General features: G+C 62.4%; 22 protein-coding genes. 14 read left to right on the top strand and 8 right to left on the bottom strand.

The window, feature by feature from the left end:
• Positions 1-40 precede the first annotated feature (40 nt).
• The 8 genes from ACLK1G_RS20770 to ACLK1G_RS20735 all read left to right on the top strand — a co-directional run bounded on the left by ACLK1G_RS20770 (position 41) and on the right by ACLK1G_RS20735 (position 9,514).
• On the top strand, positions 41-493 hold the full coding sequence (locus tag ACLK1G_RS20770; protein WP_420767134.1) for a T6SS effector amidase Tae4 family protein: 453 nt from the start codon (positions 41-43) through the stop codon (positions 491-493).
• The gene (locus tag ACLK1G_RS20765; RefSeq protein WP_420767133.1) at positions 490-915 is read left to right on the top strand and encodes a hypothetical protein; all 426 of its coding nucleotides are present in this window, start codon (positions 490-492) and stop codon (positions 913-915) included. Before ACLK1G_RS20770 ends, ACLK1G_RS20765 begins: the two co-directional genes overlap by 4 nt.
• Positions 909-1,421 carry a type VI secretion system baseplate subunit TssE gene (gene tssE / locus ACLK1G_RS20760; RefSeq protein ID WP_420767132.1) on the top strand — a complete coding sequence of 171 codons (513 nt, stop codon included), beginning with the start codon at positions 909-911 and terminating at the stop codon, positions 1,419-1,421. The genes ACLK1G_RS20765 and tssE overlap by 7 nt, the downstream gene beginning before the upstream one ends.
• Entirely contained in the window at positions 1,418-3,277 is a 1,860-nt protein-coding gene (gene tssF / locus ACLK1G_RS20755) for a type VI secretion system baseplate subunit TssF (RefSeq protein ID WP_420767131.1), read from the top strand. Before tssE ends, tssF begins: the two co-directional genes overlap by 4 nt.
• On the top strand, positions 3,241-4,293 hold the full coding sequence (tssG, locus tag ACLK1G_RS20750) for a type VI secretion system baseplate subunit TssG (protein WP_420767130.1): 1,053 nt from the start codon (positions 3,241-3,243) through the stop codon (positions 4,291-4,293). The genes tssF and tssG overlap by 37 nt, the downstream gene beginning before the upstream one ends.
• Entirely contained in the window at positions 4,286-6,976 is a 2,691-nt protein-coding gene (gene tssH, locus ACLK1G_RS20745) for a type VI secretion system ATPase TssH (RefSeq protein WP_420767129.1), read from the top strand. Before tssG ends, tssH begins: the two co-directional genes overlap by 8 nt.
• A 159-nt stretch (positions 6,977-7,135) precedes the next feature.
• Complete coding sequence (locus tag ACLK1G_RS20740) at positions 7,136-9,073, top strand: type VI secretion system Vgr family protein (RefSeq protein WP_420767128.1); 1,938 nt, start codon at positions 7,136-7,138, stop codon at positions 9,071-9,073.
• An 18-nt stretch (positions 9,074-9,091) separates the two neighbouring features.
• A complete protein-coding gene (locus ACLK1G_RS20735; protein WP_420767127.1) occupies positions 9,092-9,514 on the top strand; it encodes a DcrB-related protein in 423 nt (140 codons plus the stop codon).
• 81 nt (positions 9,515-9,595) lie between these two features.
• On the opposite strand, the gene ACLK1G_RS20730 is transcribed toward ACLK1G_RS20735, so the two are convergent.
• The 5 genes from ACLK1G_RS20730 to ACLK1G_RS20710 form a co-directional block, all read right to left on the bottom strand.
• On the bottom strand, positions 9,596-10,129 hold the full coding sequence (locus ACLK1G_RS20730; RefSeq protein WP_420767126.1) for a hypothetical protein: 534 nt from the start codon (positions 10,127-10,129) through the stop codon (positions 9,596-9,598).
• A complete protein-coding gene (locus ACLK1G_RS20725) occupies positions 10,126-11,421 on the bottom strand; it encodes a PAAR domain-containing protein (protein ID WP_420767125.1) in 1,296 nt (431 codons plus the stop codon). Before ACLK1G_RS20725 ends, ACLK1G_RS20730 begins: the two co-directional genes overlap by 4 nt.
• 24 nt (positions 11,422-11,445) lie before the next feature.
• Positions 11,446-11,880: a DcrB-related protein gene (locus tag ACLK1G_RS20720; RefSeq protein WP_420767124.1), complete on the bottom strand. Its 435-nt coding sequence runs from the start codon at positions 11,878-11,880 to the stop codon at positions 11,446-11,448.
• Positions 11,881-12,176: 296 nt separating this feature from the next.
• Positions 12,177-12,827, bottom strand: coding sequence for an HAD family hydrolase (locus ACLK1G_RS20715; protein ID WP_420767123.1), 651 nt, complete (start codon positions 12,825-12,827; stop codon positions 12,177-12,179).
• Positions 12,828-12,855: 28 nt separating this feature from the next.
• Positions 12,856-13,401, bottom strand: a complete 546-nt coding sequence (locus tag ACLK1G_RS20710; protein WP_420767122.1) for a gamma carbonic anhydrase family protein — start codon at positions 13,399-13,401, stop codon at positions 12,856-12,858.
• A 99-nt stretch (positions 13,402-13,500) separates the two neighbouring features.
• Here ACLK1G_RS20710 and prlC point away from each other — a divergent pair, with 99 nt between their 5' ends.
• The 3 genes from prlC (at position 13,501) to ACLK1G_RS20695 (ending at position 17,958) form a co-directional block, all read left to right on the top strand.
• On the top strand, positions 13,501-15,552 hold the full coding sequence (gene prlC, locus ACLK1G_RS20705) for an oligopeptidase A (protein WP_420767121.1): 2,052 nt from the start codon (positions 13,501-13,503) through the stop codon (positions 15,550-15,552).
• Positions 15,549-15,827, top strand: a complete 279-nt coding sequence (locus ACLK1G_RS20700) for a YheV family putative zinc ribbon protein (protein WP_420767120.1) — start codon at positions 15,549-15,551, stop codon at positions 15,825-15,827. The genes prlC and ACLK1G_RS20700 overlap by 4 nt, the downstream gene beginning before the upstream one ends.
• Positions 15,828-15,942: 115 nt before the next feature.
• Entirely contained in the window at positions 15,943-17,958 is a 2,016-nt protein-coding gene (locus tag ACLK1G_RS20695) for a M3 family metallopeptidase (protein ID WP_420767119.1), read from the top strand.
• On the opposite strand, the gene ACLK1G_RS20690 is transcribed toward ACLK1G_RS20695, so the two are convergent.
• Positions 17,934-18,614: a dual specificity protein phosphatase family protein gene (locus ACLK1G_RS20690; RefSeq protein WP_420767118.1), complete on the bottom strand. Its 681-nt coding sequence runs from the start codon at positions 18,612-18,614 to the stop codon at positions 17,934-17,936. The two genes, ACLK1G_RS20695 and ACLK1G_RS20690, sit on opposite strands and share 25 nt — an antisense overlap.
• Before the next feature lie 227 nt (positions 18,615-18,841).
• Entirely contained in the window at positions 18,842-19,228 is a 387-nt protein-coding gene (locus tag ACLK1G_RS20685) for a COG4315 family predicted lipoprotein (protein ID WP_420767117.1), read from the bottom strand.
• 151 nt (positions 19,229-19,379) lie between these two features.
• Between ACLK1G_RS20685 and phoB the strand changes: the two genes are divergently transcribed.
• The 3 genes from phoB (at position 19,380) to ACLK1G_RS20670 (ending at position 22,900) form a co-directional block, all read left to right on the top strand.
• Entirely contained in the window at positions 19,380-20,069 is a 690-nt protein-coding gene (gene phoB / locus ACLK1G_RS20680) for a phosphate regulon transcriptional regulator PhoB (RefSeq protein WP_003177195.1), read from the top strand.
• An 81-nt stretch (positions 20,070-20,150) separates the two neighbouring features.
• Positions 20,151-21,437, top strand: a complete 1,287-nt coding sequence (gene phoR / locus ACLK1G_RS20675; protein ID WP_420767174.1) for a phosphate regulon sensor histidine kinase PhoR — start codon at positions 20,151-20,153, stop codon at positions 21,435-21,437.
• A 122-nt stretch (positions 21,438-21,559) separates the two neighbouring features.
• The gene (locus tag ACLK1G_RS20670) at positions 21,560-22,900 is read left to right on the top strand and encodes a hemolysin family protein (RefSeq protein WP_420767116.1); all 1,341 of its coding nucleotides are present in this window, start codon (positions 21,560-21,562) and stop codon (positions 22,898-22,900) included.
• A 144-nt stretch (positions 22,901-23,044) separates the two neighbouring features.
• Here ACLK1G_RS20670 and ACLK1G_RS20665 read toward each other — a convergent pair whose 3' ends face one another.
• Positions 23,045-23,941, bottom strand: coding sequence for a peptidoglycan DD-metalloendopeptidase family protein (locus ACLK1G_RS20665; RefSeq protein ID WP_420767115.1), 897 nt, complete (start codon positions 23,939-23,941; stop codon positions 23,045-23,047).
• Between the last annotated feature and the right edge of the window lie 157 nt (positions 23,942-24,098).

Genomic DNA, 24,098 nt, shown 5'->3' with positions numbered 1-24,098 from the left:
CTTGCTCGCATCCCATCCTTTCCTGCCCGGTGTCTGAGTCATGGCCAAGCCTGCGTTTATCAATTTGTGGAAAGCGTATTCCGATTTGCGGATAACCCATCCCGATGCAAAGCCTTGCGACGGTCCGTGGGCCAACCAGTGCGCCATACGCATGAGCGTGACGCTCAATGCCGAGAAGACTATCAAAGTCAATAAATTCACCTACACCGAACCCAAGTGTGCCCATGAACACGCCAGGGGCGCCGAATCGTTGGCGAACTGGTTGTGGAAGCACCATCTGGGGCGACCTACCATCCTCAGCAATAGCGCCGCCGACCGGCAGAAGTTGATGAGCAAGACCGGGTTGATATTCTTCAAAGACTGTTATCGGCAACAGGGCCAGACCGAGGAAAACCGCACCGGCGATCACATCGATCTATGGAACCGGGGCGTGACTCAAACCGGTGATCTTTTCTACAGGTCCAAGGCTGTCTGGTTCTGGGAGCTGACATGATGAAAAAGCACCTGCTCGCTGCTTGCCTGGCGATGAATCTGGTTTGCCTGAGCGCATGTGCCGAACATACCGAGACGACGGCAACCCGAGCTGTTTTCGTTGGGCAAGCACTTAGCCTGATTGACGATCAAGGCCAGTGCGCACTGCTCAAATCCGACCAGAGCCGCATGCAATTGGATATGGAATGGCCCTGCAGCTTTATGTTGGACAAGCAGCAGCTGCGCGTGGAGAAGTTCAACGAAGTACCGATATTTGCGGTTTGGCGTAGCGAGCACATGCCCGCGCCCAGTCGCGATTGCATCACCAAGATGCAGGCTATCCGTCAGATGCCGCAGGGCTTTGAAGCAGCTCCGGTAAGCATCTATGCATTCTGCGGCCCGGGAGCGGACCAGAAAATGTACGTAGCGCCATTCACGTGGTAACCGAAATCGCCACCCGCGATCGCTTGCAACCGTCCTTGCTGGACCGGCTGACCGACGACGATCCGACCAACCCCAAGGAAAGCGCCGACAAGCGCGTGCTTTCCCTGACGCAATTGAAAGCCTCGGTGCTGCGTGACCTGGCGTGGCTGCTCAACACCACCTCGCTGCTCGACGGCGATGCCACGCTGCACACGCCGGCGGGCACGTCGGTGGTGAATTTCGGCCTGCCGGCGCTGGCGGGCAACAGCGCGTCGAACGTCGACGTCGCCGCCCTGGAAACCTTGATCCATCAGGCCATCGCCACGTTCGAACCGCGCATCCTGCGTCACACGTTGCGCGTGCGAGCCCGGGCGACGGCCGAGATGAACCACAACGCCCTGAGCTTCGAGATCGAAGGCGACCTCTGGGCGCAGCCGGTGCCGCTGCGCCTGATGCTGCAAACCGACCTGGACCTGGAAACCGGCCACGTGCGCGTCGTCAACGCCGACCAGCGGAGACGCCCATGAACCCGCGCCTGCTGGAGCTGTACAACCAGGAACTGCACCACGTGCGCGAAAGCGCCGCGGAGTTCGCCAAGGAATACCCCAAGATCGCCAGCCGGCTGACCTTGGCCGGGATGGACTGCGCCGACCCGTATGTCGAGCGCCTGCTGGAAGGCTTCGCCTATCTGACGGCGCGGGTACAACTCAAGCTCGACGCCGAGTACCCGACCTTCACCCACAACCTGCTGGAAATCGCCTACCCGCACTACCTGGCGCCGACGCCGTCGATGACCGTGGTGCAAATGCAGGCCGACCCGGACGAAGGCTCGCTGAGCAGTGGTTTCCCGCTGCCCCGCGATACCGTGCTGCGCGCCGCCCTGGGTCGCGAGTCCCAGACTTGCTGCGAGTACCGCACCGCTCACCCGGTGACGTTGTGGCCGTTGCAGGTCAGCCAGGCCGAATATTTCGGCAACCCGTCCGCCGTGCTCGGGCGTTTGGCCGCCAGCGAACCGAAAGCCAAGGCCGGCCTGCGCCTGACCCTGCGCACCGGCGCCGAGCTGCCGTTCAACAGCCTGGCCCTGGACAATCTGCCGCTGTACCTCAGCGGCGCCGACGAACAGCCCTTCCGCCTTTACGAACAGCTGCTGGGCAACGCCTGCGCGGTGTTCGCGCGCCAGCCCGGCGGCAATTGGGTCGAACGGTTGCCCCAGGATGCATTGCGTTCCCAAGGCTTCGATGACGCCGAGGCCGCATTGCCGGTGGTGTCGCGGGCTTTCCAGGGCTATCGGCTGCTGCAGGAATATTTCGCCCTGCCCCATCGCTTCCTGTTCGTCGACTTCACCCAGCTCAGCCGCGCGGTCAAGCGCTGCGAAGGCCAGGAGCTGGAATTGATCGTGCTGTTCGACCGTCACGATCCGAGCCTGGAAGGCAGTGTCGGCGCCTCGCAATTCCTGCCGTTCTGCACCCCGGCGATCAATCTGTTTCCCAAGCGCCTGGACCGCATTCACTTGTCGGACCGGGTCAACGAACACCATGTGATTGCCGACCGCACCCGGCCGATGGATTTCGAAGTGCATTCGCTGACCGGATTGACCGGCCACGGCACCGGGCCGGAGCAACCGTTCCTGCCGTTCTATGCGGTGCGCGATCCGTCCCGCTACGGCCGCGACAAAGCCTATTACACCGTACGCCGCGAACCCCGCGTGCTGTCCAGCGACCAGCGCCGCAACGGCCCGCGCTCGACCTACGTCGGCAGCGAGACCTTTGTCAGCCTGGTTGACAGCCAGCAAGCGCCCTATCGCCACGACTTGCGCCAGCTGGGGGTGACCGCGCTGTGCACCAACCGCGATCTGCCGCTGTTCATGAGCGTGGGCAACGGCAAGACCGATTTCACCCTGGCCGACAGTGCGCCGGTGGGCGCGGTGCGTTGCGTGGCAGGTCCCAGTCGCCCACGGGCCAGCCATGCCCATGACGCCAAGGCCTGGCGATTGATCAGCCAGTTGTCCCTGAACTACCTGTCGTTGAGCGAACAGGGCCAAGGCGCCGCCGCCTTGCGTGAGCTGCTGCGACTGTACGGCGACAGCAACGACGCCGCGCTGCAATTGCAGATCGAAGGCTTACGGGAGGTCAGCAGCAAGGCGTGCACCCGCCGCCTGCCGATGCCCGGCCCGATCGTCTTTGGGCGTGGCCTGGAGATCACCCTGGAATTCGATGAAAACGCGTTTCGCGGCACCGGGGTGTTCCTGCTCGGCGCGGTACTGGAGCGCTTCCTGGCACGCTACGTGTCGATCAACAGTTTTACCGAGACGGTGATCCGTACCACCGAACGCGGCGAGATCATGCGATGGAAAGCCAAGCCCGGACGTCGTCCGACCCTGTGAGTACCCTGGAGGCGATGCACCAGGAACCCTGGGAATACGACTTTTTCCAGGCGTTGCGGCGCATCGAATGTGAAACCCCCGAACTGCCGCGCCTGGGCCATTCCCTGCGCCTGGCCGATGACCCGTTGCGCCTCGGGCAACAGGCCGACTGTACCTTCGCCCCGGCGACCCTGGCCTCGGTGCAACCGGGCGTGGACGGCGCGCCGGCGCGCCTGGAACAGTTCTTCTTCGGCCTCGGCGGCCCCAACGGCCCGATGCCGCTGCACATCACCGAATACGTGCGCGAACGCCAGCGCAACAATGGCGACAGCACCAGCAAGCGCTTCCTCGACGTGTTCCACCATCGCCTGCTCAGCCTGTTCTACCGGGCCTGGGCCGAAGCGCGGCCGACCGTCAGCCACGATCGCCCGGACGATGACTATTGGTCGGCGCGCCTGGCGGCACTCAGCGGCCGGGGCATGCCGAGCCTGCTCAACCAAGGATTGATCCCCGACACGGCGAAGCTGCACTACAGTGGCCACCTCTCGGCGCAAACCCGTTATCCGGACGGCCTGAAGGCGATCCTCAGCGAGTATTTCGGCCTGCCGGTGGAAATCGAAGAATACGTCGGCCAGTGGCTGGAACTGCCGGAGCGCAGCCGCGTCGGTGTCAGCGCCCATCAGTTGGGCGTGGACTTCTGCCTGGGCCGTTTCGTGTGGGACCGCCAGCACAAATTCCGCATTCGCCTGGGCCCGCTCAAGCTCGATGACTACATGGGCATGCTGCCCGGCAGCCAACCGTTCAACGAGCTGGTGGCCTGGGTCGCGGAATACCTGGGACACGAGCTGGACTGGGACCTGAACCTGGTGCTGGAACAGCCCGAAGTGCCCCCACTACAACTCAATGGCCGTTTCCGCCTGGGCTTCAACACCTGGCTGGGACGACCTGAAAAAGATGCCAACGATCTAATACTGGCCCGGCATTACGCCGAACAGGCCAACACCTCACAGACCTCAAGGAGCCATGAGCATGGGTGAAATCAGTCGCGCCGCGTTGTTCGGCAAACTCAACAGCGTGGCCTACAAAGCCATCGAAGCCGCCACCGTGTTCTGCAAATTGCGCGGTAACCCTTATGTGGAGCTGGCCCACTGGTTTCATCAATTGCTGCAACTGCAGGACTCGGACCTGCACCGCATCATCCGCCAGTTCAACATCGAGCCGGCGCGCCTGGCCCGTGACCTGACCGAGGCACTGGATCGTTTGCCACGCGGTTCGACATCAATCACCGACCTGTCCTCCCACGTTGAAGAAGCCGTGGAACGCGGCTGGGTCTACGGCAGCCTGATGTTCGGCGAAAGCCAGGTGCGCACCGGTTATTTGGTGCTGGGCATCCTCAAGACGCCGAGCCTGCGCCACGCGCTGCTGGGCCTGTCGTCGGAGTTCGACAAAGTCAAGGTTGAAGCCTTGAGCGAACGCTTCGATGAATACGTTGGCGACTCGCCTGAAAACGCCCTGGCCGCCAGCGACGGTTTCAACGCCGGCGCGGTGCCGGGCGAGGCCAGCGGCGCGATGGCCCCTAGCGCCATGGGCAAGCAGGAAGCGCTCAAGCGCTTTACCGTCGACCTCACCGAGCAGGCCCGCAGCGGCAAGCTCGACCCCATCGTCGGCCGTGACGAAGAGATCCGCCAACTGGTGGACATCCTCATGCGCCGTCGGCAGAACAACCCGATCCTCACCGGTGAAGCCGGCGTGGGCAAGACCGCCGTGGTCGAAGGCTTTGCCTTGCGCATCGTCGCCGGCGACGTGCCGCCGTCCCTCAAGGACGTGGAGCTGCGCAGCCTCGACGTGGGCCTGTTGCAGGCCGGCGCGAGCATGAAAGGCGAATTCGAACAACGCTTGCGCCAGGTCATCGAAGACGTCCAGGCCTCGCCCAAGCCGATCATCCTGTTCATCGACGAAGCCCACACCCTGGTGGGTGCCGGTGGCGCCGCCGGTACGGGCGACGCGGCCAACCTGCTCAAGCCGGCCCTGGCCCGCGGCACCTTGCGCACCGTGGCCGCCACGACCTGGGCCGAGTACAAGAAGCACATCGAAAAAGACCCGGCCCTGACCCGCCGCTTCCAAGTGGTGCAAGTCGCCGAACCGTCTGAAGACAAGGCCCTGCTGATGATGCGCGGCGTGGCCTCGACCATGGAAAAACACCATCAGGTGCAGATCCTCGACGAAGCCCTGGAAGCCTCGGTCAAGTTGTCCCACCGCTACATTCCCGCGCGCCAGTTGCCGGATAAATCCGTGAGCCTGCTGGACACCGCCTGCGCCCGCGTCGCCATCAGCCTGCACGCCGTGCCCGCCGAAGTGGACGACAGCCGCCGCCGTATCGAAGCGCTGGGAACCGAGCTGCAAATCATTGCCCGCGAGCACGCCATCGGCGTGGCCATCGGCAGCCGCCAGACCCAGAGCGAAAGCCTGCTGGGCGCCGAACGTGAGCGTCTGGCGGAGCTGGAAAGCCGCTGGGCCGAAGAGAAAACCCTGGTGGACCAATTGCTGGAAACCCGCGCCACCCTGCGCGAGCGCGTCGGCGCGGTGGACAGCGAAGACCGCAGCGAAGCTTCTGACAACGAAAGCCACGCCCTGCGCGAGAAACTTGTGGACCTGCAACAGCGCCTGACCGCCCTGCAAGGTGAAAACCCATTGATCCTGCCGACCGTGGATTATCAGGCCGTGGCCTCGGTGGTTGCCGATTGGACCGGTATCCCGGTGGGCCGCATGGCCCGCAACGAACTGGAAACCGTGCTCAACCTCGACCAGCACCTGAAAAAACGCATCATCGGCCAGGACCATGCCTTGCAGATGATCGCCAAGCGCATCCAGACCTCCCGCGCCGGCCTCGACAACCCGAGCAAGCCGATTGGCGTGTTCATGCTCGCCGGCACCTCCGGCGTGGGCAAGACCGAAACCGCCCTGGCCCTGGCCGAAGCCATGTACGGCGGCGAGCAGAACGTCATCACCATCAACATGAGCGAGTTTCAGGAAGCCCACACCGTGTCCACCCTCAAGGGCGCGCCACCGGGCTACATCGGCTACGGCGAAGGCGGCGTGCTGACCGAAGCCGTGCGGCGCAAACCGTACAGCGTGGTGCTGCTGGACGAGGTGGAAAAAGCCCACCCGGACGTGCACGAAATCTTCTTCCAGGTGTTCGACAAAGGCGTGATGGAGGACGGCGAAGGCCGGGTGATCGATTTCAAGAACACCTTGATCCTGCTGACCACCAACGCCGGCACCGAGCTGATCGCCCAGGTCTGCAAGGACCCGCAGAACGTCCCAGAACCGGAAGAAATCGCCAAGGCCCTGCGCCAGCCGCTGCTGGAAATTTTCCCGCCGGCCCTGCTCGGTCGTCTGGTGACAATCCCGTACTACCCGCTCAGCGACGAGATGCTCAAGGCCATCACCCGCCTGCAACTCAACCGCATCAAGAAGCGCGTGGAGAGCACCCATAAAGTGACCTTCGACTACGACGACGCGGTGATCGACCTGATCGTCTCGCGTTGCACCGAAACCGAAAGCGGCGGGCGCATGATCGACACCATCCTGACCAACAGCCTGCTGCCGGACATGAGCCGCGAGTTCCTCACCCGCATGCTCGAAGGCAAGGCCATGGCCGGCGTGCGGATCAGCGCGGTGGACAATGAACTGAAGTACGATTTCAGCGATGCGGCCTGACTTCAGGTAACACCGCACGACCCTGTGGGAGCGAGCCTGCTCGCGAATGCAATCTGTCAGTGACATCCTTGTTGACTGACACACCGCTTTCGCGAGCAGGCTCGCTCCCACAAGGGCTATTCGGTTCCGTCAGTTATTACCCTTTACATGAGATCACCGATGCTATTCAACCAAGCCTCACGCCTGGCCAAGATCACCAGCCCGCTGGGGCCCGAGGTGTTGTTGCTCAAGGACATGGGCGGCGGCGAAGAGCTGGGGCGGCTGTTCAACTATGAGTTGCAGCTGCACTCGCTGGACAACGCCATCGACCTCAATCAGGTGCTCGGCAAACCGATGTGCGTGAGCGTTCAGCTGGACGGTGGCGGCGAACGGCATTTCCACGGCATCGTTGCGCGCTTCAGCCAGAACGTCGACCAGGGCCAGTTCGCCAGTTACCAGGCCACGCTGCGCCCTTGGTTGTGGCTGCTGACACGCACTTCCGACTGCCGGATTTTCCAGAACCTGACCATCCCGCAGATCATCAAGCAGGTGTTTCGCGACCTGGGTTTTTCCGACTTCGAAGACACCCTCAGCCGCCCGTATCGCGAGTGGGAATACTGCGTCCAGTACCGCGAGACCAGCTTCGATTTCGTCAGTCGGTTGATGGAGCAGGAAGGCATCTACTACTTCTTCCGCCATGAACAGGGCCGTCATGTGCTGGTGCTGGCCGACGCCTACGGCGCCCACACCACGGCGCCCGGCTATGGATCGGTGCCTTACTACCCGAAGAACGAGCAGCAGCGCGAGCGCGACCATATCCACGACTGGCACCTGGCCCAGGAAGTCCAGCCGGGTTCGCTGGAGCTTAACGACTATGATTTCCAGCGCCCCAGCGCGCGCATCGACGTGCGCTCGGCCATGCCCCGCCCGCATGCTGCCGGCGACTATCCGCTGTTCGATTACCCGGGCACCTACGTGCAAAGCGAAGACGGCGAGCACTACGCCCGCACCCGAATCGAAGCCTTGCAGACCCAGCACGAGCAGGTCGAGCTGGCGGGCAACGCCCGGGGCCTGGGGTCGGGGCATCTGTTCAGCCTCACCGGTTTCACCCGACAGGACCAGAACCGCGAATACCTGATCGTCGGCGCGCGCTATTACATCTCCCAGGAAAGCGGCGAGAGCGGCGTCGGCGCGCCTTCGGCACAGTTCGAAAGCAGCCTGACCTGTATCGACGCCCAACAGAGCTTCCGGCCGATGGCGATCACCCACCGGCCCATCGTCAAGGGACCGCAGACCGCGTTGGTGGTCGGCCCCAAGGGCGAGGAAATCTGGACCGATCAGTTCGGCCGGGTGAAGGTGCACTTCTATTGGGACCGGCACGACCAATCCAACGAAAACAGCTCGTGCTGGATTCGCGTGTCGCAGTCCTGGGCCGGCAAGAACTGGGGCTCGATGCAGATTCCGCGCATCGGCCAGGAAGTCATCGTGAGCTTCCTCGAGGGCGACCCTGACCGGCCGATCATCACCGGTCGTGTCTACAACGCCGAGCAGACCGTGCCCTACGACCTGCCTGAAAATGCCACCCAGAGCGGCATGAAGAGCCGTTCGAGCAAAGGCGGCACGCCGGCGAACTTCAACGAAATCCGCATGGAAGACAAGAAAGGCGCCGAGCAGTTGTACATCCATGCCGAGCGCAACCAGGACATCGTGGTCGAGGTGGACGAGAGCCATTCGGTGGGCCACGACCGCAACAAAAGCATTGGCCACAACGAAACCGTGACCATCGGCAACAACCGCCTGCGCATCGTCAAGCAGGAGGACATTTTGTCGGTGGGCCAGCGCAAGACCGACAGCATCAGCCAGAGCTACGTCATCGAAGTGGGCGAGAACCTGCGCCTGGTGTGCGGTGAAAGCATCCTGGAGCTCAACGCCAGCGGCCAGATCAACCTGACCGGCGTGCAAATCAGCTTTTACGCCAGCGGCGATGCCGAATTCAACACCGGCGGCGTGCTGCACCTGAACAATGGCGGCGGCCCCGGCGCCACGCCGGACGGTCAGGGCGTCAAGGCCAGCATCGACGCGAACGTCGCCGCCGCGTTCCCGGCGCCCAAGGGCTAATTCAGAGAACCAAGCACCATGACTTACCGCCTCAACGAATTCCAGCTGCAACTGCCGCCCGCCGAGTTGCTCGACGCCTCGATCAATATCCTAAAGTTCCCTGAACTGGGCACGTCGCTGATCGTCAGCCGCAGCCTGCTGGCCGAGGGTGAAACCTTGCAAAGCAATCTCGACGAGCAGCTCAAGCGCTTGGAGAAACAAGTCCAGGACCTGCGCTGCCAGCCGGGCGCCACCCTGCGCGTGGGTGCGAACCAGGAAGTCGAAGCCATTGAATTACGCAGCCAGTTCAACAAGGGCAACGAGAAGGTCTTCCAGTATCAACTGGCGCTGGTATTGCCGGGCACGCGCAATATGCTTGCCTTGAGTTATGTCAAAGCCCAGAAGCTGGGCGATGCCGAGGCAGCGCACTGGGCGACGATCAAGGGCTCGTTGACGTTTTGATGCGCAGGCGTGAACCCCTCGCTACAGAGCGGCTTCGTACCTGCGATGTCGGCTTTTTGTCCTGACCAGGCAATGGCCGGCTCAGATATTGGCCGGCACGAAATCCGGCCCGCCCAACTTGTCCCGCACCATCACCGCCGAACGCATCAAGGGCGTCCACATGCCGTCCGGGCTGTTCCACGCCGCACCGGCCCACCGCGTATCGGCCACCAGTTCGGCCTTGTGGTTTTCCAACAGGCGCTTGAGGGCCAAGGCGACGCCGCCCATGTCCACGTCGAACAGATCGCCGTAGGGGCCCAGCGGCTGCTGGCGCTGCTTGTCCTGGCAGAAACGGTAATACCAGACCCAATCGGCAGCGATGTAGATCGCCCGTGTCCGGTCTGGATATGTCGCCAGCATCCGCAACAGGCCCGCCACGAATCGCGCCGGGAAACTCGGGTCATGGGTCTGGAGCCAGTAGGGCATGATCAACCGGTCGAACGCCGCGACTACGTTTTGGGGCTCGTCGTTGTCGTTCTTGGCCTCGAGAAAGTAGAACGGCTCGCCCACCAGGAATTTATCCAATTCATCATTGGCGAGGGCCAACAGCAGCACGTTGTCTTGCGGGTTGTTCATTGGATTCTCACTACGTCTCGGGTCGTCATCAGCGCATTGATGTCGTTGCCGTGGGCGATGGGCACGTTGTCCAGCACGGCTTCGCGCATGCCGCCTGGATGGGTCAGGCCGCCGGGTCGCCATAGGGAGTTCACACCGCCCTCGTTGCCGGTCGGCATCAGCACCTTGGGCTTGTCCAGGTTCATCATGTAGATGTCCTTGCCCACCAGCGACCCCGGATCGTAACCCAAGGCCGATTCCAGTACCGAAACGTCGCCGGTTTTTTTGTACTCGGCGACCACCGCGTTCAGGTCCGACTTCGCCATAACGAACTTGTTCGGGTTGAACGACCCGTATTTGGGGTTGGAAATATCGTCGGCGGTGAAGAGGAAACTGCCGCCCTCATCCTCGAAGGTCTTGAGGTGCTTGTCGATGTATGGGCCTTCGAGATAGTCGCTCGGCGGTGGCCGGCTGCCCTTGGGGATCGCCATGATATCGGCCTCGGTCGTGCCTGGCTTGTAGGCCGCGACACGCGGTTTTGGCCCCGCGCCGAGACGCGCCATTTTCGGCCCCAGCCCCAGCAGCGCCATGCCGGCGATGCCTTGGAGCAGATCGCGATAACCGGGCCCGAGGCGGTCGCCCAGGTCGCCCAGCAGCGCCATGCCGCCCATCATGGCGCCACCGATGACCACGAACCCGGCAAAAGCCGCCGCCCCGGCCATCGCAGCCAACACGGCGGCAGCGCCCATGGCCACCAACCCCAATGCTTCAAGTCCGGTGTGCAGCCAGCCTTCGATGTCGAGGACAAACGCCACCGAGACCGTCGGCCCGCCGATGAACGTATTCGCGCTGCCAGTCTTGATGTGGGCGCCGCAGACCATCTTGCTCTGCAACCGCGCCGCCGGTTTCCCATTGATGTAGACCGTGGCGCTGCCTTCGGCGATCAGCACCGGGAACGGCCAGATCGGATGGTTCATCGGCAGCCCCGTGCAACCGGCCGACATATCGACGCCAGCGCGCATGGCATTGCGTCGGTTGATGTGCACGTTGAGACTGCCCATGATCAACGCCCCTGTCGTGGGCTCGGGCAAGTTGAAAATGGTGTTCAGGCCCTTGAGGATCTGGAACATCGACAACCCGCCGGCGGCAATCGAACCGGCCATGATTGCCAGCGCCACGCCCCCGGTCGCCACGGTGGCCGCCACAACCGCCGCGCCGATCAATGCCCCGGCCACGGCACCGGCGACCATCGCGGCGACACCAAAACCGTGGGCTATTTCATCGCCAAGGCGCGCAGCAGCCAGCATGTCCATTGCGTTGTCTTCTTCCTGGAATGATCAGGCGGTCGCCGGCAAGACCTTGAAGGAATGCATGGCCGCTTTCCAGGCCGGCTCGTGAAACACGAGATCGTTCGGCGTTGTCGTCAGCGTGGTAATCAGCCCCACGGGCTGGCGGTCGATAAACACCTGGCGCAGCATCAACTCGCGCCCTTCGCGCTGCCAGCTGTAATCAAGCAACACTGCGGCGCGCTCATGCAGCAAGAAATCCCAACGCTTGATCAGCTTGAAACCCGGTAACTGCTGTTCGGCGCTCGCCAGTTGTTGGTCGACATAGTCGTTGAACGGCGTATCGCCCCGGCTCGGATCGCGGCTGATGACGAAACTGGCTTCCTTGGCACCGCCAACGGCAGGCAGCTTGAAGATATTGATGCTCTGGTCCTGCCAACTGTCAGGGATGTCGAGATCGGCTTCGTGGAGGCGGTAGAGCGTCATGATTCGGGTCGTTTCCAGGCAGAGGGAGGCATCAACGAGCGAGAGATCTTCAAGCAATGAATGGCAACAATCAAGGTGCCTGGAGAGAGCGTTTTCGAGGCCATGACGCCAGTCTCATTTTTAGGTAGCACCCAGAGGGACGGCCCAGCGACGCCCTCGGTCCCGTGACGAGCGAGCTTGCTCCCGCTCGGTTGCGCAGCGAACGCAAGATTATTAGGGCCGCTGCGCGGCCCAGCGCAAGCAAGCTCCCTCGCCACGGGCGTTAGGCAAGCTGTCAGGCTTTGTCAATGTCTTGATCAGGTTCGCAGGAATGCCCGGTGCAGCTCATCCAACGTCTGGAAGTGGTGCACCGGGTTTTCCGCGCTCAATTCCTCGAAACTGCCAAACCCATACCCCACTGCTGCCGCGTCCAGGCCGTTGCTCCGGGCACCGATCAGGTCGTGTTTGCGATCGCCGATCATCAGGGTGGCGGCCGGGTCCAGGCTTTCTTCGGCCATGAGATGGGCGATGAGCTCGACCTTGTCGGTGCGGGTGCCGTCCAGTTCGCTGCCGTAGATCACTTTGAAGTGCTTGGCGAAGTCGAAATGGCGGGCAATTTCCCGGGCGAAAACCCAGGGCTTGGACGTGGCGATGTACAGCTGCCGATTTTGGTCGGCGAGGGTTTCCAGCAGCGGCAGGACGCCATCGAACACGCGGTTTTCGTACAGGCCGGTGACCTTGAAGCGCTCGCGATAGAAAGACACCGCCTCCCAGGCTTTCGCTTCATCGAAGCCGTAGAACTGCATGAAAGCCTGCAACAGAGGCGGGCCGATGAAGTGTTCGAGGCGGGTCAGGTCGGGTTCGTCGATGCCCAGTTTGCTCAGGGCGAACTGGATCGAACGGGTGATGCCTTCCCTGGGGTCGGTAAGGGTGCCGTCGAGGTCGAAGAGTACAGTCTGGTAGTGCATGAAAATTCCTGGGCAGTGGCGGGACGGTTCAGGGCTGGTCGTAGCCTTCGGCCAGATGCAGGTCCTTGAGCTTTACGTAGTTCGCCGCGCTGTAGGTGAAGAATGCGCGTTCCTTGTCGGTCAGCGGGCGGACCTGTTTCACCGGGCTGCCGACGTACAGGAAGCCGCTCTCCAGGCGCTTGCCCGGCGGCACGAGGCTGCCGGCGCCGATGATGACGTCGTCCTCGACCACCGCGCCGTCCATGACGATGCTGCCCATGCCGATCAGAATTCGACTGCCGACGGCGCAACCATGGAGCATGACTTTGTGGGCGATGGTCACGTCATCGCCGATCAATAACGGAAAGCCATCGGGGTTGAACGGGCCGGCGTGGGTGATGTGCAGCACGCAGCCGTCCTGGACGCTGGTGCGCGCGCCAATACGGATGCGGTGCATGTCGCCGCGGATGACCGTCAGCGGCCAGACGGAGCTGTCTTCGCCGATTTCGACGTCGCCGATCACCACCGCGGTGCTGTCGACAAAAGCCCCACGGGCAAGCCGCGGGCTGTGATTCTGGTACGTGCGAAGGGTCACGATAGGCTCTCTCTTATCGGGTGATAGGCGCTGCTAGCTGCGGTGAACGCCGATTGTAATTAAGATGGGCCGATGTTTCTTCCAGCGAAGGTGTCAACCGTGAGCGTGAACAACCCTCTTTTGCAGCCCTACGACCTGCCGCCATTCTCGGCGATCCGCGCCGAACACGTGCAACCGGCCATCGAGCAGATCCTGGCTGACAACCGTGCCGCCATCGCCGAAATCCTCAAGACCCAAGTCAAGCAGCCTACCTGGGCCGGCCTGGTATTGGCGATGGACGAGCTCAACGATCGCCTCGGCGCGGCCTGGAGCCCGGTGAGCCATCTGAACGCCGTGCGCAACAGCCCCGAACTGCGCGAAGCCTACGAGGCGTGCCTGCCGGCGCTCAGTGCCTACTCCACCGAGCTGGGCCAGAACCGCGAGCTGTTCCAGGCCTTCGAAGCCCTGGCGAACAGCCCCGAGGCGGCCGGTTTCGATGTGGCGCAAAAAACCATCCTGGAACATTCCCTGCGCGATTTCCGCCTGTCGGGCATCGACCTGCCGCCCGAGCAGCAGAAGCGCTACGCCGAAGTGCAAAGCAAATTGTCCGAGCTGGGCAGCCGCTTTTCCAACCAGTTGCTCGACGCGACCCAGGCCTGGACCAAGCACGTCACGGACGAGGCCGCCCTCGCCGGCCTGACCGACTCGGCCAAGGCGCAAATGGCTGCCGCCGCCCAGGCCAAAGGGCTGGATGGCTGGCTGATCAACCTGGAATTCCCTAGCTACTACGCCGTGATGACCTACGCCGAAGACCGCGCCCTGCGCGAAGAAGTCTACGCGGCCTACTGCACCCGCGCCTCGGCCCAGGGCCCGAACGCCGGTCAGAACGACAACGGCCCGGTGATGGAACAGATTCTCGACCTGCGCCAGGAACTGGCCCACCTGCTGGGCTTCGCCAATTTCGCCGAGTTGAGCCTGGCGACCAAGATGGCCGAGTCCAGCGATCAGGTGCTCAGCTTCCTGCGTGACTTGGCCAAGCGCAGCAAACCGTTTGCCGCCCAGGACCTGGAGCAACTGAAAGCGTTCGCCGCCGAACAGGGCTGCCCCGACCTGCAAAGCTGGGACAGCGGCTTCTATGGCGAGAAACTCCGCCAGCAGCGCTACAGCGTCGCCCAGGAAGCCCTGCGCGCCTACTTCCCGATCGATAAGGTGCTGAGCGGCCTGTTCACCATTGTGCAGCGCCTCTATGGGATCGAGATCGCCGAGCTGAAGGGCTTCGACAGCTGGCACCCGGATGTGCGCCTGTTCGAGATCAAGGAAAACGGCCAGCACGTCGGCCGGTTCTTCTTCGACCTCTATGCCCGCGCCAACAAGCGTGGCGGCGCCTGGATGGACGGCGCACGTGATCGCCGCCGCACCGTCGACGGCGTCTTGCAAAGCCCGGTCGCCAACCTGGTGTGCAACTTCACCCCGGCCGACAGCGGCAAGCCGGCGCTGCTGACCCACGACGAAGTCACCACGTTGTTCCACGAGTTCGGCCATGGCCTGCATCACCTGTTGACCCGCGTCGAACATGCCGGCGTGTCCGGCATCAACGGTGTGGCTTGGGACGCCGTGGAGCTGCCTAGCCAGTTCATGGAAAACTGGTGCTGGGAACCCGAAGGTCTGGCGCTGATTTCCGGCCATTATGAAACCGGCGAACCGCTACCCCAGGACCTGCTGGAGAAAATGCTCGCGGCGAAAAATTTCCAGTCCGGCCTGATGATGGTTCGCCAGTTGGAGTTCTCGCTGTTCGACTTCGAGCTGCACGCCACCCACGGCGACGGCCGTAACGTACTGGAAGTGCTCGAAGGCGTGCGCGACGAGGTGTCGGTGATGCGTCCGCCGGCCTACAACCGCTTCCCGAACAGTTTTGCGCACATCTTCGCTGGCGGCTACGCGGCGGGTTACTACAGCTACAAATGGGCGGAAGTGCTGTCGGCCGATGCGTTCTCCAAGTTCGAAGAGGACGGCGTGCTCAACGCCGACACCGGCCGCGCCTTCCGCGAAGCGATCCTGGCGCGCGGCGGCTCCCAGGAGCCAATGGTGCTGTTCGTCGACTTCCGTGGCCGCGAGCCGTCGATTGACGCACTCTTGCGTCATAGCGGCCTGAGCGAGGACGCGGCAGCATGAGCGAGGGGCCTGTGATTACCAAACGACGCTTTATTGCCGGGGCAGTCTGCCCGGCGTGCAGCGAGCCGGACAAGTTGATGATGTGGAACGAAGACGGCGTGCCCCATCGCGAATGCGTGGCCTGTGGTTATTCCGACACGCTCAACGAGCAAGGCCTGTCGGTGCCCAAGGAATTGGGCACCCGGGTCAACACATCGGCGCTCAAGACGCCCGATGCGAAAGTCCAGGCGGTGCAGTTTTTTCCCAACCCGAAATTGAAGAAAAAACCCGACTGACATCTTCGGCATCACCTTCCGGGCCGCTCGGCCCGGAAGCGATACATAGTTACCGCAAGGTTGCCCCCTTTCCTGATCAGACTGACCTGACACGTCCGACTGACAGGAAGCCCCCATGCAACACGCTGATAACCCCCTGCTGCAGCCTTACGACCTGCCGCCCTTTTCGAAGATCCAGGCCGAACACTTCTCCCCGGCCCTGGACCAGATTCTTGCCGAGAGCCGGGCCAAGGTCGCCGAGATCATCGAGACCCAGGCCCCCTTCCCGACCTGGGACGACCTGGTGCTGGCGATGGACGAAATCCATGGGCGACTGAAAGGCTTCGGCTATGTACTGGACCGCATGGCATCCACCAGAAGTGGCGAGGCCTGGGCGCGGGCTTCACTCGACTGCGAGGAGCGCCTGGATGATTTCCAGCGATCGCTGCTGCGCAATACCCAATTGTTTCAACTTTACCAGCGCCTGGCGGACAGTGAGATCGCCGTGCATTTTTCCCCGGTCAGGAAAAGAACGCTGAAAAAAATCCTGCGGCAGTGGCACCGGGACGGGATGGGCTCCGCCGCGCAGGAAACCCTGGAAGATTTGAAGGCGCGTATGGAGGGTGCGCGAAGCCTGTTCTTGGAACACTTGCATGAGGCAAACAAGGCCTGGAGCAAGTCCTTCCAGGATGAAGCAGCATTGGGCGGGCTGCCCGTTGCGTTCAAGCAGCAAATGGCCAGGCAAGCGCGCGAACAGGGCCAGTCCGGTTGGTTGCTGACACTTGACGATGAATCGTTTCGCATCGTCACCCGCTATGCCGACGACTCCAGCCTGCGCAAGCAAATGTACGTCGCCTACAGCACGCGCGCTTCGGATCAAGGACCCCATGCCGGGATTTACGACAACGGCGAAGTGCTGCGCCAGTTGCTCAAGGATCGCCATGAATTCGCGACGCTGCTCGGCTATTCGAATTACGCGCAGATGGCGATCGAGGCGGAGCAAGCACAGTCACCAGAGGAGGTCCTGACATTTCTCAACGGGCAGCTCGAACAGCACCAAGCCTCGTTCGACGAGGACAGGAAGCAGCTCGATGCATTCGCCAGGACGCAAGGCTTCAGCAAGGTGGAGCCTTGGGATTATCTCTACCTGGCCCAGCAGCTTCGTCGGCAAACGGCCGGCGTTTCGGAACAGGACGTCAGCGCCTGGTTCCCGTTGGAGCCGACGTTCGCACGGTTGCTTTTGGTCGCCCGGGACCTGTTTGGCGTGGATATCATCGTGCGTGCGGACGTGACGACCTGGCACCCGCAGGTGCGGCTTTACGAGGTCAGCGAGCGAGGCGAAACCGTTGGCTATTTCTATTTCGATCCTTTCGAACACGCGGACCAGAACGGCTTTCCACAAACCAGCACCCTGCGAAACCGCCGCATCACCGCCGAGGGGCGGCCTCGTTATCCTGTGGCAGTGCTGAACGGCTGGTTGCCACAAGGCTCCGCTGCGACCCCGCTGTTGCTGGACCATCGTCAGTTACGAGTGCTTTTTCACGAATTGGGACATTGCCTGCACCATGTGTTGAGCCGGGTCGAATACCGCGACGTGTCGGGCATCATCGAGCTCAGTCGGGACGCCGCCGAATTCGCTGGCGAACTGTTCGAACGGTGGTGCTTCTCCAAACAATTTCTGATCCGAGTATCGAAGCACCACCAGACCGGGGCATCGTTGCCGAACGAAGTCGCCGACCGATTGCTGACGTATCTGAAGACCCAAACCAGTTGGGTCGATGCGGGGCTTTTGCGCGCTGCGTTATTCGACATGGAGCTGCACCGCAGCCACGGCGACGGGCGGACGCCCCAGCAAGTGTTCGATCAGGTCCGCGAGCAAGTCGGCCATTTGCCGGCGTTCGAGAACGAACGCTGGCCCAATGGCCTGGATTACATGGTCACGGGCTATGACGCCGGGATTTATGCCTACGCCTGGTCCCGAACCCTGGCCAAGACCGTATTCAAGCGGTTCAAGCGCAACGGGTTGTTTGACCGAAAGACCGGCAAGGCGCTACGCGAAACGATATTGGAACGCGGCGATTCACGGCCACTGTCCGAGTCCATCGCGGAATTCTTGCAGGCGACCGATCAACGGGAAGGAACAAGCGTCTGAGGGTCGAGATGATGCGCCGTCGTCGTCGAGTTGACCCAGCTCTTGAGCGAGCACAGGGCAAAAACGCTGGTGCTGCAATCGCCGTTCTTCAATGCCGTGCGCAGTTTCTCCACGTCAACCCGCATGACGTAGCGGACCCCGTCCTTGAAAGAGTGACTGTCACCGAAGCCGCCCTCGGTCATCTCGTCCAGCGCGTCCTCCTTGCTCCAGCCCTGGACGACAATCCTGTACATGGCGGCCACTAAGCCGGTGCGGTCCGAGCCATGCTTGCAATGCATGAGCACCGGGCCATGAGCCTCGGCATCCTCGATGGTTCGAAGGGCCTTTAGAATATCGCTGTCGTCGACGTGATTGGTGCGATAAGGCAATTGAACCCGCTCGATGCCCGGAGCCGCCAGCCAACTGGCATCCGAATCGGGCAAGAAGTTGATGACCGTGCCGATATCGAGTCTTTTTAGCAGGGAGACGGCGCCTTCATCCGGCAACGCGCTGCGGTATAGCGTCGGGGACATCTGGTAGAGGTTGTACTGCTTTCCCACCGGCTGGGCCCATTCGGCAGGCCGCGCCTGCGTCGTCTCCGCAGCCTGGGTTGCGGGGGCGGCGAGCATCAGCAGCAGAACCAGGCAGGACACGGGGTGAAGGCGGAACTTGAGCATTGGGCGGCGACCGGAAGACCACGGGGCTAAGGCGGTCAGTTTCCGGCGGCGTTGGTTAAAAAGCCGTGAGCGGGACGTCAATGTGACGTGAAGGCTCGATGTTGTTCAAGGAAGCTTGCTCCCGCTCGGTAGCGCAGCGACCGCTGGATTGTGGGGCCGCTTCGCCCGAAGCGTCGGACCGGCCCAGCGGGAGCAAGCTTCCACAAGCGCAATCTGAACGCCGAAGGTCATTTAGTCTTGGCCACTTTCCATGCACCGTCCATCTTGTCGTCGCCAGTCATGTCTCCGGCCTTCTTGTCCATTACGAAGGTGTACAGCGGTTTACCCTTGTAGGCCCACTGCATCGAGTCATCGTCACGCTTGATTACGGTCCAGTCCCCCTTGGATTCATCTCCCTTCTCGGCCATCAGCGGCGGCCAATTGGTTGCGCATTGGCCGTTGCACACCGACTTGCCATCGCCGTCCTTGTCGTAGGTGTACAAGGTCATGCCCTTGTGATCGACCAGCACACCGTCCTTGACCATCGCCGGCTCGTCAGCCGCAAACGCCATTCCCGGCAATGCCAGAGCAGCCACCAGCCCCAGCGCCTTGATGGATCGGGTGTAATAATTCATGGAAACCTTCCTTTGCAGTTGTCAGGATTCGGACTCAAAGCGTAGTCCAGGATCTCGTTTGCTGCAGCTCGTGGAAATAACTGTCACACAGCTGCAATAATTCCGTTATCTAATGCGGCGCAAGACAGTTAAATGACAAGAGGATTAACCCATGGTTGGCAGGAGCATTCTGATCGTCGACGACGAGGCGCCCATTCGCGAGATGATCGCCGTTGCGTTGGAGATGGCCGGCTATGACTGCATGGAAGCAGAGAACTCCCAACAGGCCCACGCCATCATCGTCGACCGCAAGCCGGACCTGATTTTGCTGGACTGGATGCTGCCCGGCACGTCTGGCATCGAATTGGCGCGGCGCCTCAAGCGCGATGAGCTGACCGGCGACATTCCGATCATCATGCTCACCGCCAAGGGCGAAGAGGACAACAAGATCCAGGGCCTGGAAGTCGGCGCCGACGACTACATCACCAAGCCGTTTTCCCCTCGGGAACTGGTGGCGCGCCTCAAGGCCGTGCTGCGTCGTGCCGGGCCGACGGATGGCGAAGCGCCCATCGAAGTCGGCGGCCTGCTGCTCGACCCGATCAGCCACCGGGTGACCATCGACGGCAAGCCCGCCGAGATGGGCCCGACCGAATACCGCCTGCTGCAATTCTTCATGACTCACCAGGAGCGCGCCTACACCCGCGGGCAGCTGCTGGACCAGGTCTGGGGCGGCAACGTGTACGTCGAGGAACGCACCGTGGACGTGCACATCCGGCGCCTGCGCAAGGCCCTCGGCGATGCCTACGAGAATCTGGTACAAACCGTGCGCGGCACCGGGTATCGTTTCTCGACAAAGGCCTGATACGAGCCCTTACCGCCCGACAAGCTGACAAGGACGCGCGTTCACGTGAATCAAAACTGGCATGGCACCCTCATCCGCCATATGTTGTTGCTGGTTACCGGATGCCTGTTGATCGGCCTGATCACCGGATATTACGGCTGGAGCCTGGCCGTGGGGCTGGCGCTTTACCTTGCCTGGACCCTCAAGCAATTGCTGCGCCTGCATGAGTGGCTGCGCCTGCACCAACCCGACGAAGCCCCGCCCGATGGCTACGGCCTGTGGGGCGAGGTGTTCGACAGCATCTATCATCTGCAACGGCGCGACCAGCGCGTTCGTGGCCGCCTGCAAGCGGTGATCGACCGCGTCCAGGAATCCACCGCGGCGCTCAAAGACGCGGTGATCATGCTCGACAGCGAAGGCAACCTGGAGTGGTGGAACCGCGCCGCCGAAACCCTGCTGGGCCTCAAGACCCCCCAGGACAGTGGCCAACCGGTGACCAACCTGGTTCGCCATCCGCGGTTCAAGGAATATTTCGAGCAGGACAACTACGCCGAACCCCTGGAAATCCCTTCGCCCACCAACGATCGATTGCGCATCCAGCTCTACATCACCCGCTACGGCAACAACGAGCATTTGATGCTGGTGCGGGACGTGACGCGCATCCATCAGCTGGAACAGATGCGCAAGGATTTCATCGCCAACGTGTCCCACGAGCTGCGTACCCCGCTGACGGTGATCTGCGGTTACCTGGAAACCTTGCTCGACAACGTCGAGGAAGTGAACCCGCGCTGGAGCCGGGCCTTGCAGCAGATGCAGCAACAAGGCGGGCGCATGCAGACCTTGCTCAACGATTTGCTGCTGCTGGCGAAACTGGAAGCCACCGATTACCCGTCGGACAACCAGCCGGTACCCATCGACGAACTTCTGCAGATCATCGTCGAGGATGCACAGGAACTGTCCGGCCCCAAGCAACAGGCCATCACCCTCGAAGCCGACCCGGCCGTCCAGCTCAAAGGCAGCGAGGCGGAACTGCGCAGCGCGTTTTCCAACCTGGTGTTCAACGCGGTCAAGTACACGCCCGAACAAGGACGGATCCACGTCCGCTGGTGGGGCGATGAACAGGGCGCGCACCTGAGCGTGCGCGATTCCGGTATCGGCATCGACAGCAAGCACCTGCCGCGCCTGACCGAACGCTTCTACCGGGTCGACTCCAGCCGCAACTCCAACACCGGCGGCACGGGGCTGGGACTGGCCATCGTCAAACACGTCTTGCTGCGCCACCGTGCACGCATGGAAATCAGCAGCGTGCCCGGTCACGGCAGCACCTTCACCTGCCATTTCGCTCCAGCACAGGTGGTTCGCGCGCGCCTCCCCAACCGCGACGAGTGACGCCGACCAGCCCTTCCCTCTAGGCAATCGCCAAGTCAGCCGCTACATTGGCTGACTTATGCCTGCCTTTTCAGGCACTGATTTCGAACCTTACGCACTTACGGAACCTGCAAAACTCCATCATGGACCCTTCCCCTGGCTTGTCCCTCGTTACGCTCTTCGCCGAATTCGGCATGATTCTCTTTGCTTTGATCCTGGTCCTGCTCAACGGATTTTTCGTTGCGGCGGAGTTCGCCATGGTCAAGCTGCGCTCGACCCGGGTCGAGGCCATCGCCGAGCAGCATGGCTGGCGTGGGCATATCCTGCGCACTGTCCATAGCCAGCTCGACGCCTACCTGTCGGCTTGCCAGCTGGGTATTACCCTCGCCTCCCTGGGCCTGGGCTGGGTCGGTGAGCCGGCGTTCGCCCATATCCTCGAGCCGTTGCTGGGCGCGATCGGCGTCGAGTCGCCGGAAGTGATCAAGGGCGTGTCGTTCTTCACTGCGTTCTTCATCATTTCCTACCTGCACATCGTGGTCGGCGAGCTGGCGCCCAAATCCTGGGCGATTCGCAAACCCGAGCTGCTGTCCTTGTGGACGGCCGCGCCGTTGTACCTGTTCTATTGGGCCATGTACCCGGCGATCTACCTGCTCAATGCCAGCGCCAACGCCATCCTGCGCATCGCCGGCCAAGGCGAGCCCGGGCCTCATCATGAACACCACTACAGCCGCGAAGAGCTGAAGCTGATCCTGCACTCCAGCCGTGGCCAGGACCCAAGCGACCAAGGCATGCGCGTGCTGGCTTCCGCCGTGGAAATGGGCGAGCTGGAAGTGGTGGACTGGGCCAACTCCCGGGAAGACCTGGTGACGCTGGAGTTCAACGCGCCGCTCAAGGAAATCCTGGCGATGTTCCGCCGCCACAAGTTCAGCCGTTATCCGGTGTACGACAGCGAGCGCCAGGAGTTCGTCGGCCTGCTGCACATCAAGGACCTGCTGCTGGAACTGGCGGCCTTGGATCACATTCCCGAATCGTTCAACCTGGCCGAACTGACCCGGCCATTGGAGCGCGTGTCGCGGCACATGCCGTTGTCGCAATTACTGGAACAATTCCGCAAGGGCGGCTCGCACTTCGCCGTGGTCGAAGAGGCCGATGGCAACATCATCGGCTACCTGACCATGGAAGACGTGCTGGAAGTGCTGGTGGGCGACATCCAGGACGAACACCGCAAGGCCGAGCGCGGCATCCTGGCCTACCAGCCGGGCAAGCTGCTGGTGCGCGGCGACACGCCGCTGTTCAAGGTCGAACGCCTGTTGGGGATCGACCTGGACCACATCGAGGCCGAGACCCTGGCCGGGCTGGTCTATGAAACCCTCAAGCGCGTGCCGGAAGAGGAAGAAGTGCTGGAAGTCGAAGGCCTGCGGATCATCATCAAAAAGATGAAGGGGCCCAAGATCATCCTGGCGAAGGTGTTGATGCTCGATTGACCGTCCCGGCGGGCCTCCTGTGGCGAGGGAGCTTGCTCCCGCTCGGCCGGTCCGACGCTTCGGGCGCAGCAGTCGTCGCTTTTGGGGCCGCTTCGCGGCCCAGCGGGAGCAAGCTCCCTCGCCACGAAAAGCCCCCGCGAACGTCTACTGCTTACCCACCGCAAAATTGGGCAGGTCGCCCACCGGTTGGTTGAACTGGTAGGGAATCGACACCAGCCCCAACCCGGTATTGCGCTGTACCACGAAATGCAGGTGCGGGCCGGAGCTGTTGCCGGTGTTTCCCGAGAGCGCCAACGGCGTACCGACCGCCACCCGCTGCCCTTCCCGTACGCTCACCGAGCCCTTTTGCAGGTGCAGATAGACACCCATGGTCCCGTCGTCATGCAGCACGCGCACGAAGTTGCCGGAAGGGTCGGTGCCGCGTCCGGTCTGCGAGTTTTCGGTCTTGACCACCACGCCGCCCCGCGCCGCGATGATCGGCGTGCCCTCGGGCATCGCGATGTCCATGGCGTAGCGGTTCTTGGGACCGTAGTGGCTGTATTGGCCATTGGCACCCTGGCTCAGTCGAAACGGCCCGCCGACCCAGGGCAGCGGGTAGCGATACGCCTGCGCGGTGCCTGCCGGGTCGCCCAGGGAATATTCGAACCTTGGGGTGTACACGAGGGGCCTGCCGGGCCGGGTGGCGGTGAGCAGCGCCAGGCGCAGGTTGCTGCGCGCCGGCATCACCCTACGAATCGGCCGGCTCGGCGCCCCGCTGACGTTGCGCAACCCGACGAAACTCAACTCGATCTCGACGGGCGCATACAGGTCATTGCGCACGTAAACCGCGTCCGCGCCCTTCTGCTTCTTGATATCGAGGAACACCTGCCGCTCCAGGCGTTCGACCATCCGATCACGGAACACGAACACCTGGGCGCCTTTGCTGGGGCGGTCGCTATAGGAAACCACGCCATTGGCATCGGTGGATTTGTAGATGGTCATGGCCAGGGCCGGGGTGGCGGCCAGGACGAGACCACAGGCGAACAACAACGGCACGAGCATGGGCAAGAATTCTGTCGAAATGAAGGCCTGCAAAGCAGCCTAGCAGCTGGGATGGACCAGCGTAGTCGGCAGATGTTTCAAAAATGGATCAGCGGTCGGTGTTGGAGCTGATGGCCTCTTCGCGAGCAGGCTCGCTCCCACAAGGGATCTGCTGCGG

This window comes from Pseudomonas algeriensis, from assembly GCF_048847255.1.
Lineage (GTDB): Bacteria > Pseudomonadota > Gammaproteobacteria > Pseudomonadales > Pseudomonadaceae > Aquipseudomonas.
The sequence above is the reverse complement of the archived record's forward strand: the minus strand, read 5'-3'. Positions and strand labels throughout refer to the sequence as shown.

Coding starts and splice junctions, on each gene's coding strand:
- phoR (WP_420767174.1), top strand. CDS start 20,151: ATGTTGTTGCTGGTTACCGGATGCCTGTTGATCGGCCTGATCACCGGA.
- tssH (WP_420767129.1), top strand. CDS start 4,286: ATGGGTGAAATCAGTCGCGCCGCGTTGTTCGGCAAACTCAACAGCGTG.
- ACLK1G_RS20770 (WP_420767134.1), top strand. CDS start 41: ATGGCCAAGCCTGCGTTTATCAATTTGTGGAAAGCGTATTCCGATTTG.
- tssF (WP_420767131.1), top strand. CDS start 1,418: ATGAACCCGCGCCTGCTGGAGCTGTACAACCAGGAACTGCACCACGTG.
- ACLK1G_RS20685 (WP_420767117.1), bottom strand. CDS start 19,228: ATGAATTATTACACCCGATCCATCAAGGCGCTGGGGCTGGTGGCTGCT.
- tssG (WP_420767130.1), top strand. CDS start 3,241: ATGGAAAGCCAAGCCCGGACGTCGTCCGACCCTGTGAGTACCCTGGAG.
- ACLK1G_RS20715 (WP_420767123.1), bottom strand. CDS start 12,827: ATGCACTACCAGACTGTACTCTTCGACCTCGACGGCACCCTTACCGAC.
- ACLK1G_RS20765 (WP_420767133.1), top strand. CDS start 490: ATGATGAAAAAGCACCTGCTCGCTGCTTGCCTGGCGATGAATCTGGTT.
- ACLK1G_RS20730 (WP_420767126.1), bottom strand. CDS start 10,129: ATGAACAACCCGCAAGACAACGTGCTGCTGTTGGCCCTCGCCAATGAT.
- ACLK1G_RS20665 (WP_420767115.1), bottom strand. CDS start 23,941: ATGCTCGTGCCGTTGTTGTTCGCCTGTGGTCTCGTCCTGGCCGCCACC.
- ACLK1G_RS20735 (WP_420767127.1), top strand. CDS start 9,092: ATGACTTACCGCCTCAACGAATTCCAGCTGCAACTGCCGCCCGCCGAG.
- ACLK1G_RS20695 (WP_420767119.1), top strand. CDS start 15,943: ATGCAACACGCTGATAACCCCCTGCTGCAGCCTTACGACCTGCCGCCC.
- ACLK1G_RS20725 (WP_420767125.1), bottom strand. CDS start 11,421: ATGGACATGCTGGCTGCTGCGCGCCTTGGCGATGAAATAGCCCACGGT.
- phoB (WP_003177195.1), top strand. CDS start 19,380: ATGGTTGGCAGGAGCATTCTGATCGTCGACGACGAGGCGCCCATTCGC.
- ACLK1G_RS20670 (WP_420767116.1), top strand. CDS start 21,560: ATGGACCCTTCCCCTGGCTTGTCCCTCGTTACGCTCTTCGCCGAATTC.
- ACLK1G_RS20690 (WP_420767118.1), bottom strand. CDS start 18,614: ATGCTCAAGTTCCGCCTTCACCCCGTGTCCTGCCTGGTTCTGCTGCTG.
- ACLK1G_RS20740 (WP_420767128.1), top strand. CDS start 7,136: ATGCTATTCAACCAAGCCTCACGCCTGGCCAAGATCACCAGCCCGCTG.
- ACLK1G_RS20700 (WP_420767120.1), top strand. CDS start 15,549: ATGAGCGAGGGGCCTGTGATTACCAAACGACGCTTTATTGCCGGGGCA.
- ACLK1G_RS20720 (WP_420767124.1), bottom strand. CDS start 11,880: ATGACGCTCTACCGCCTCCACGAAGCCGATCTCGACATCCCTGACAGT.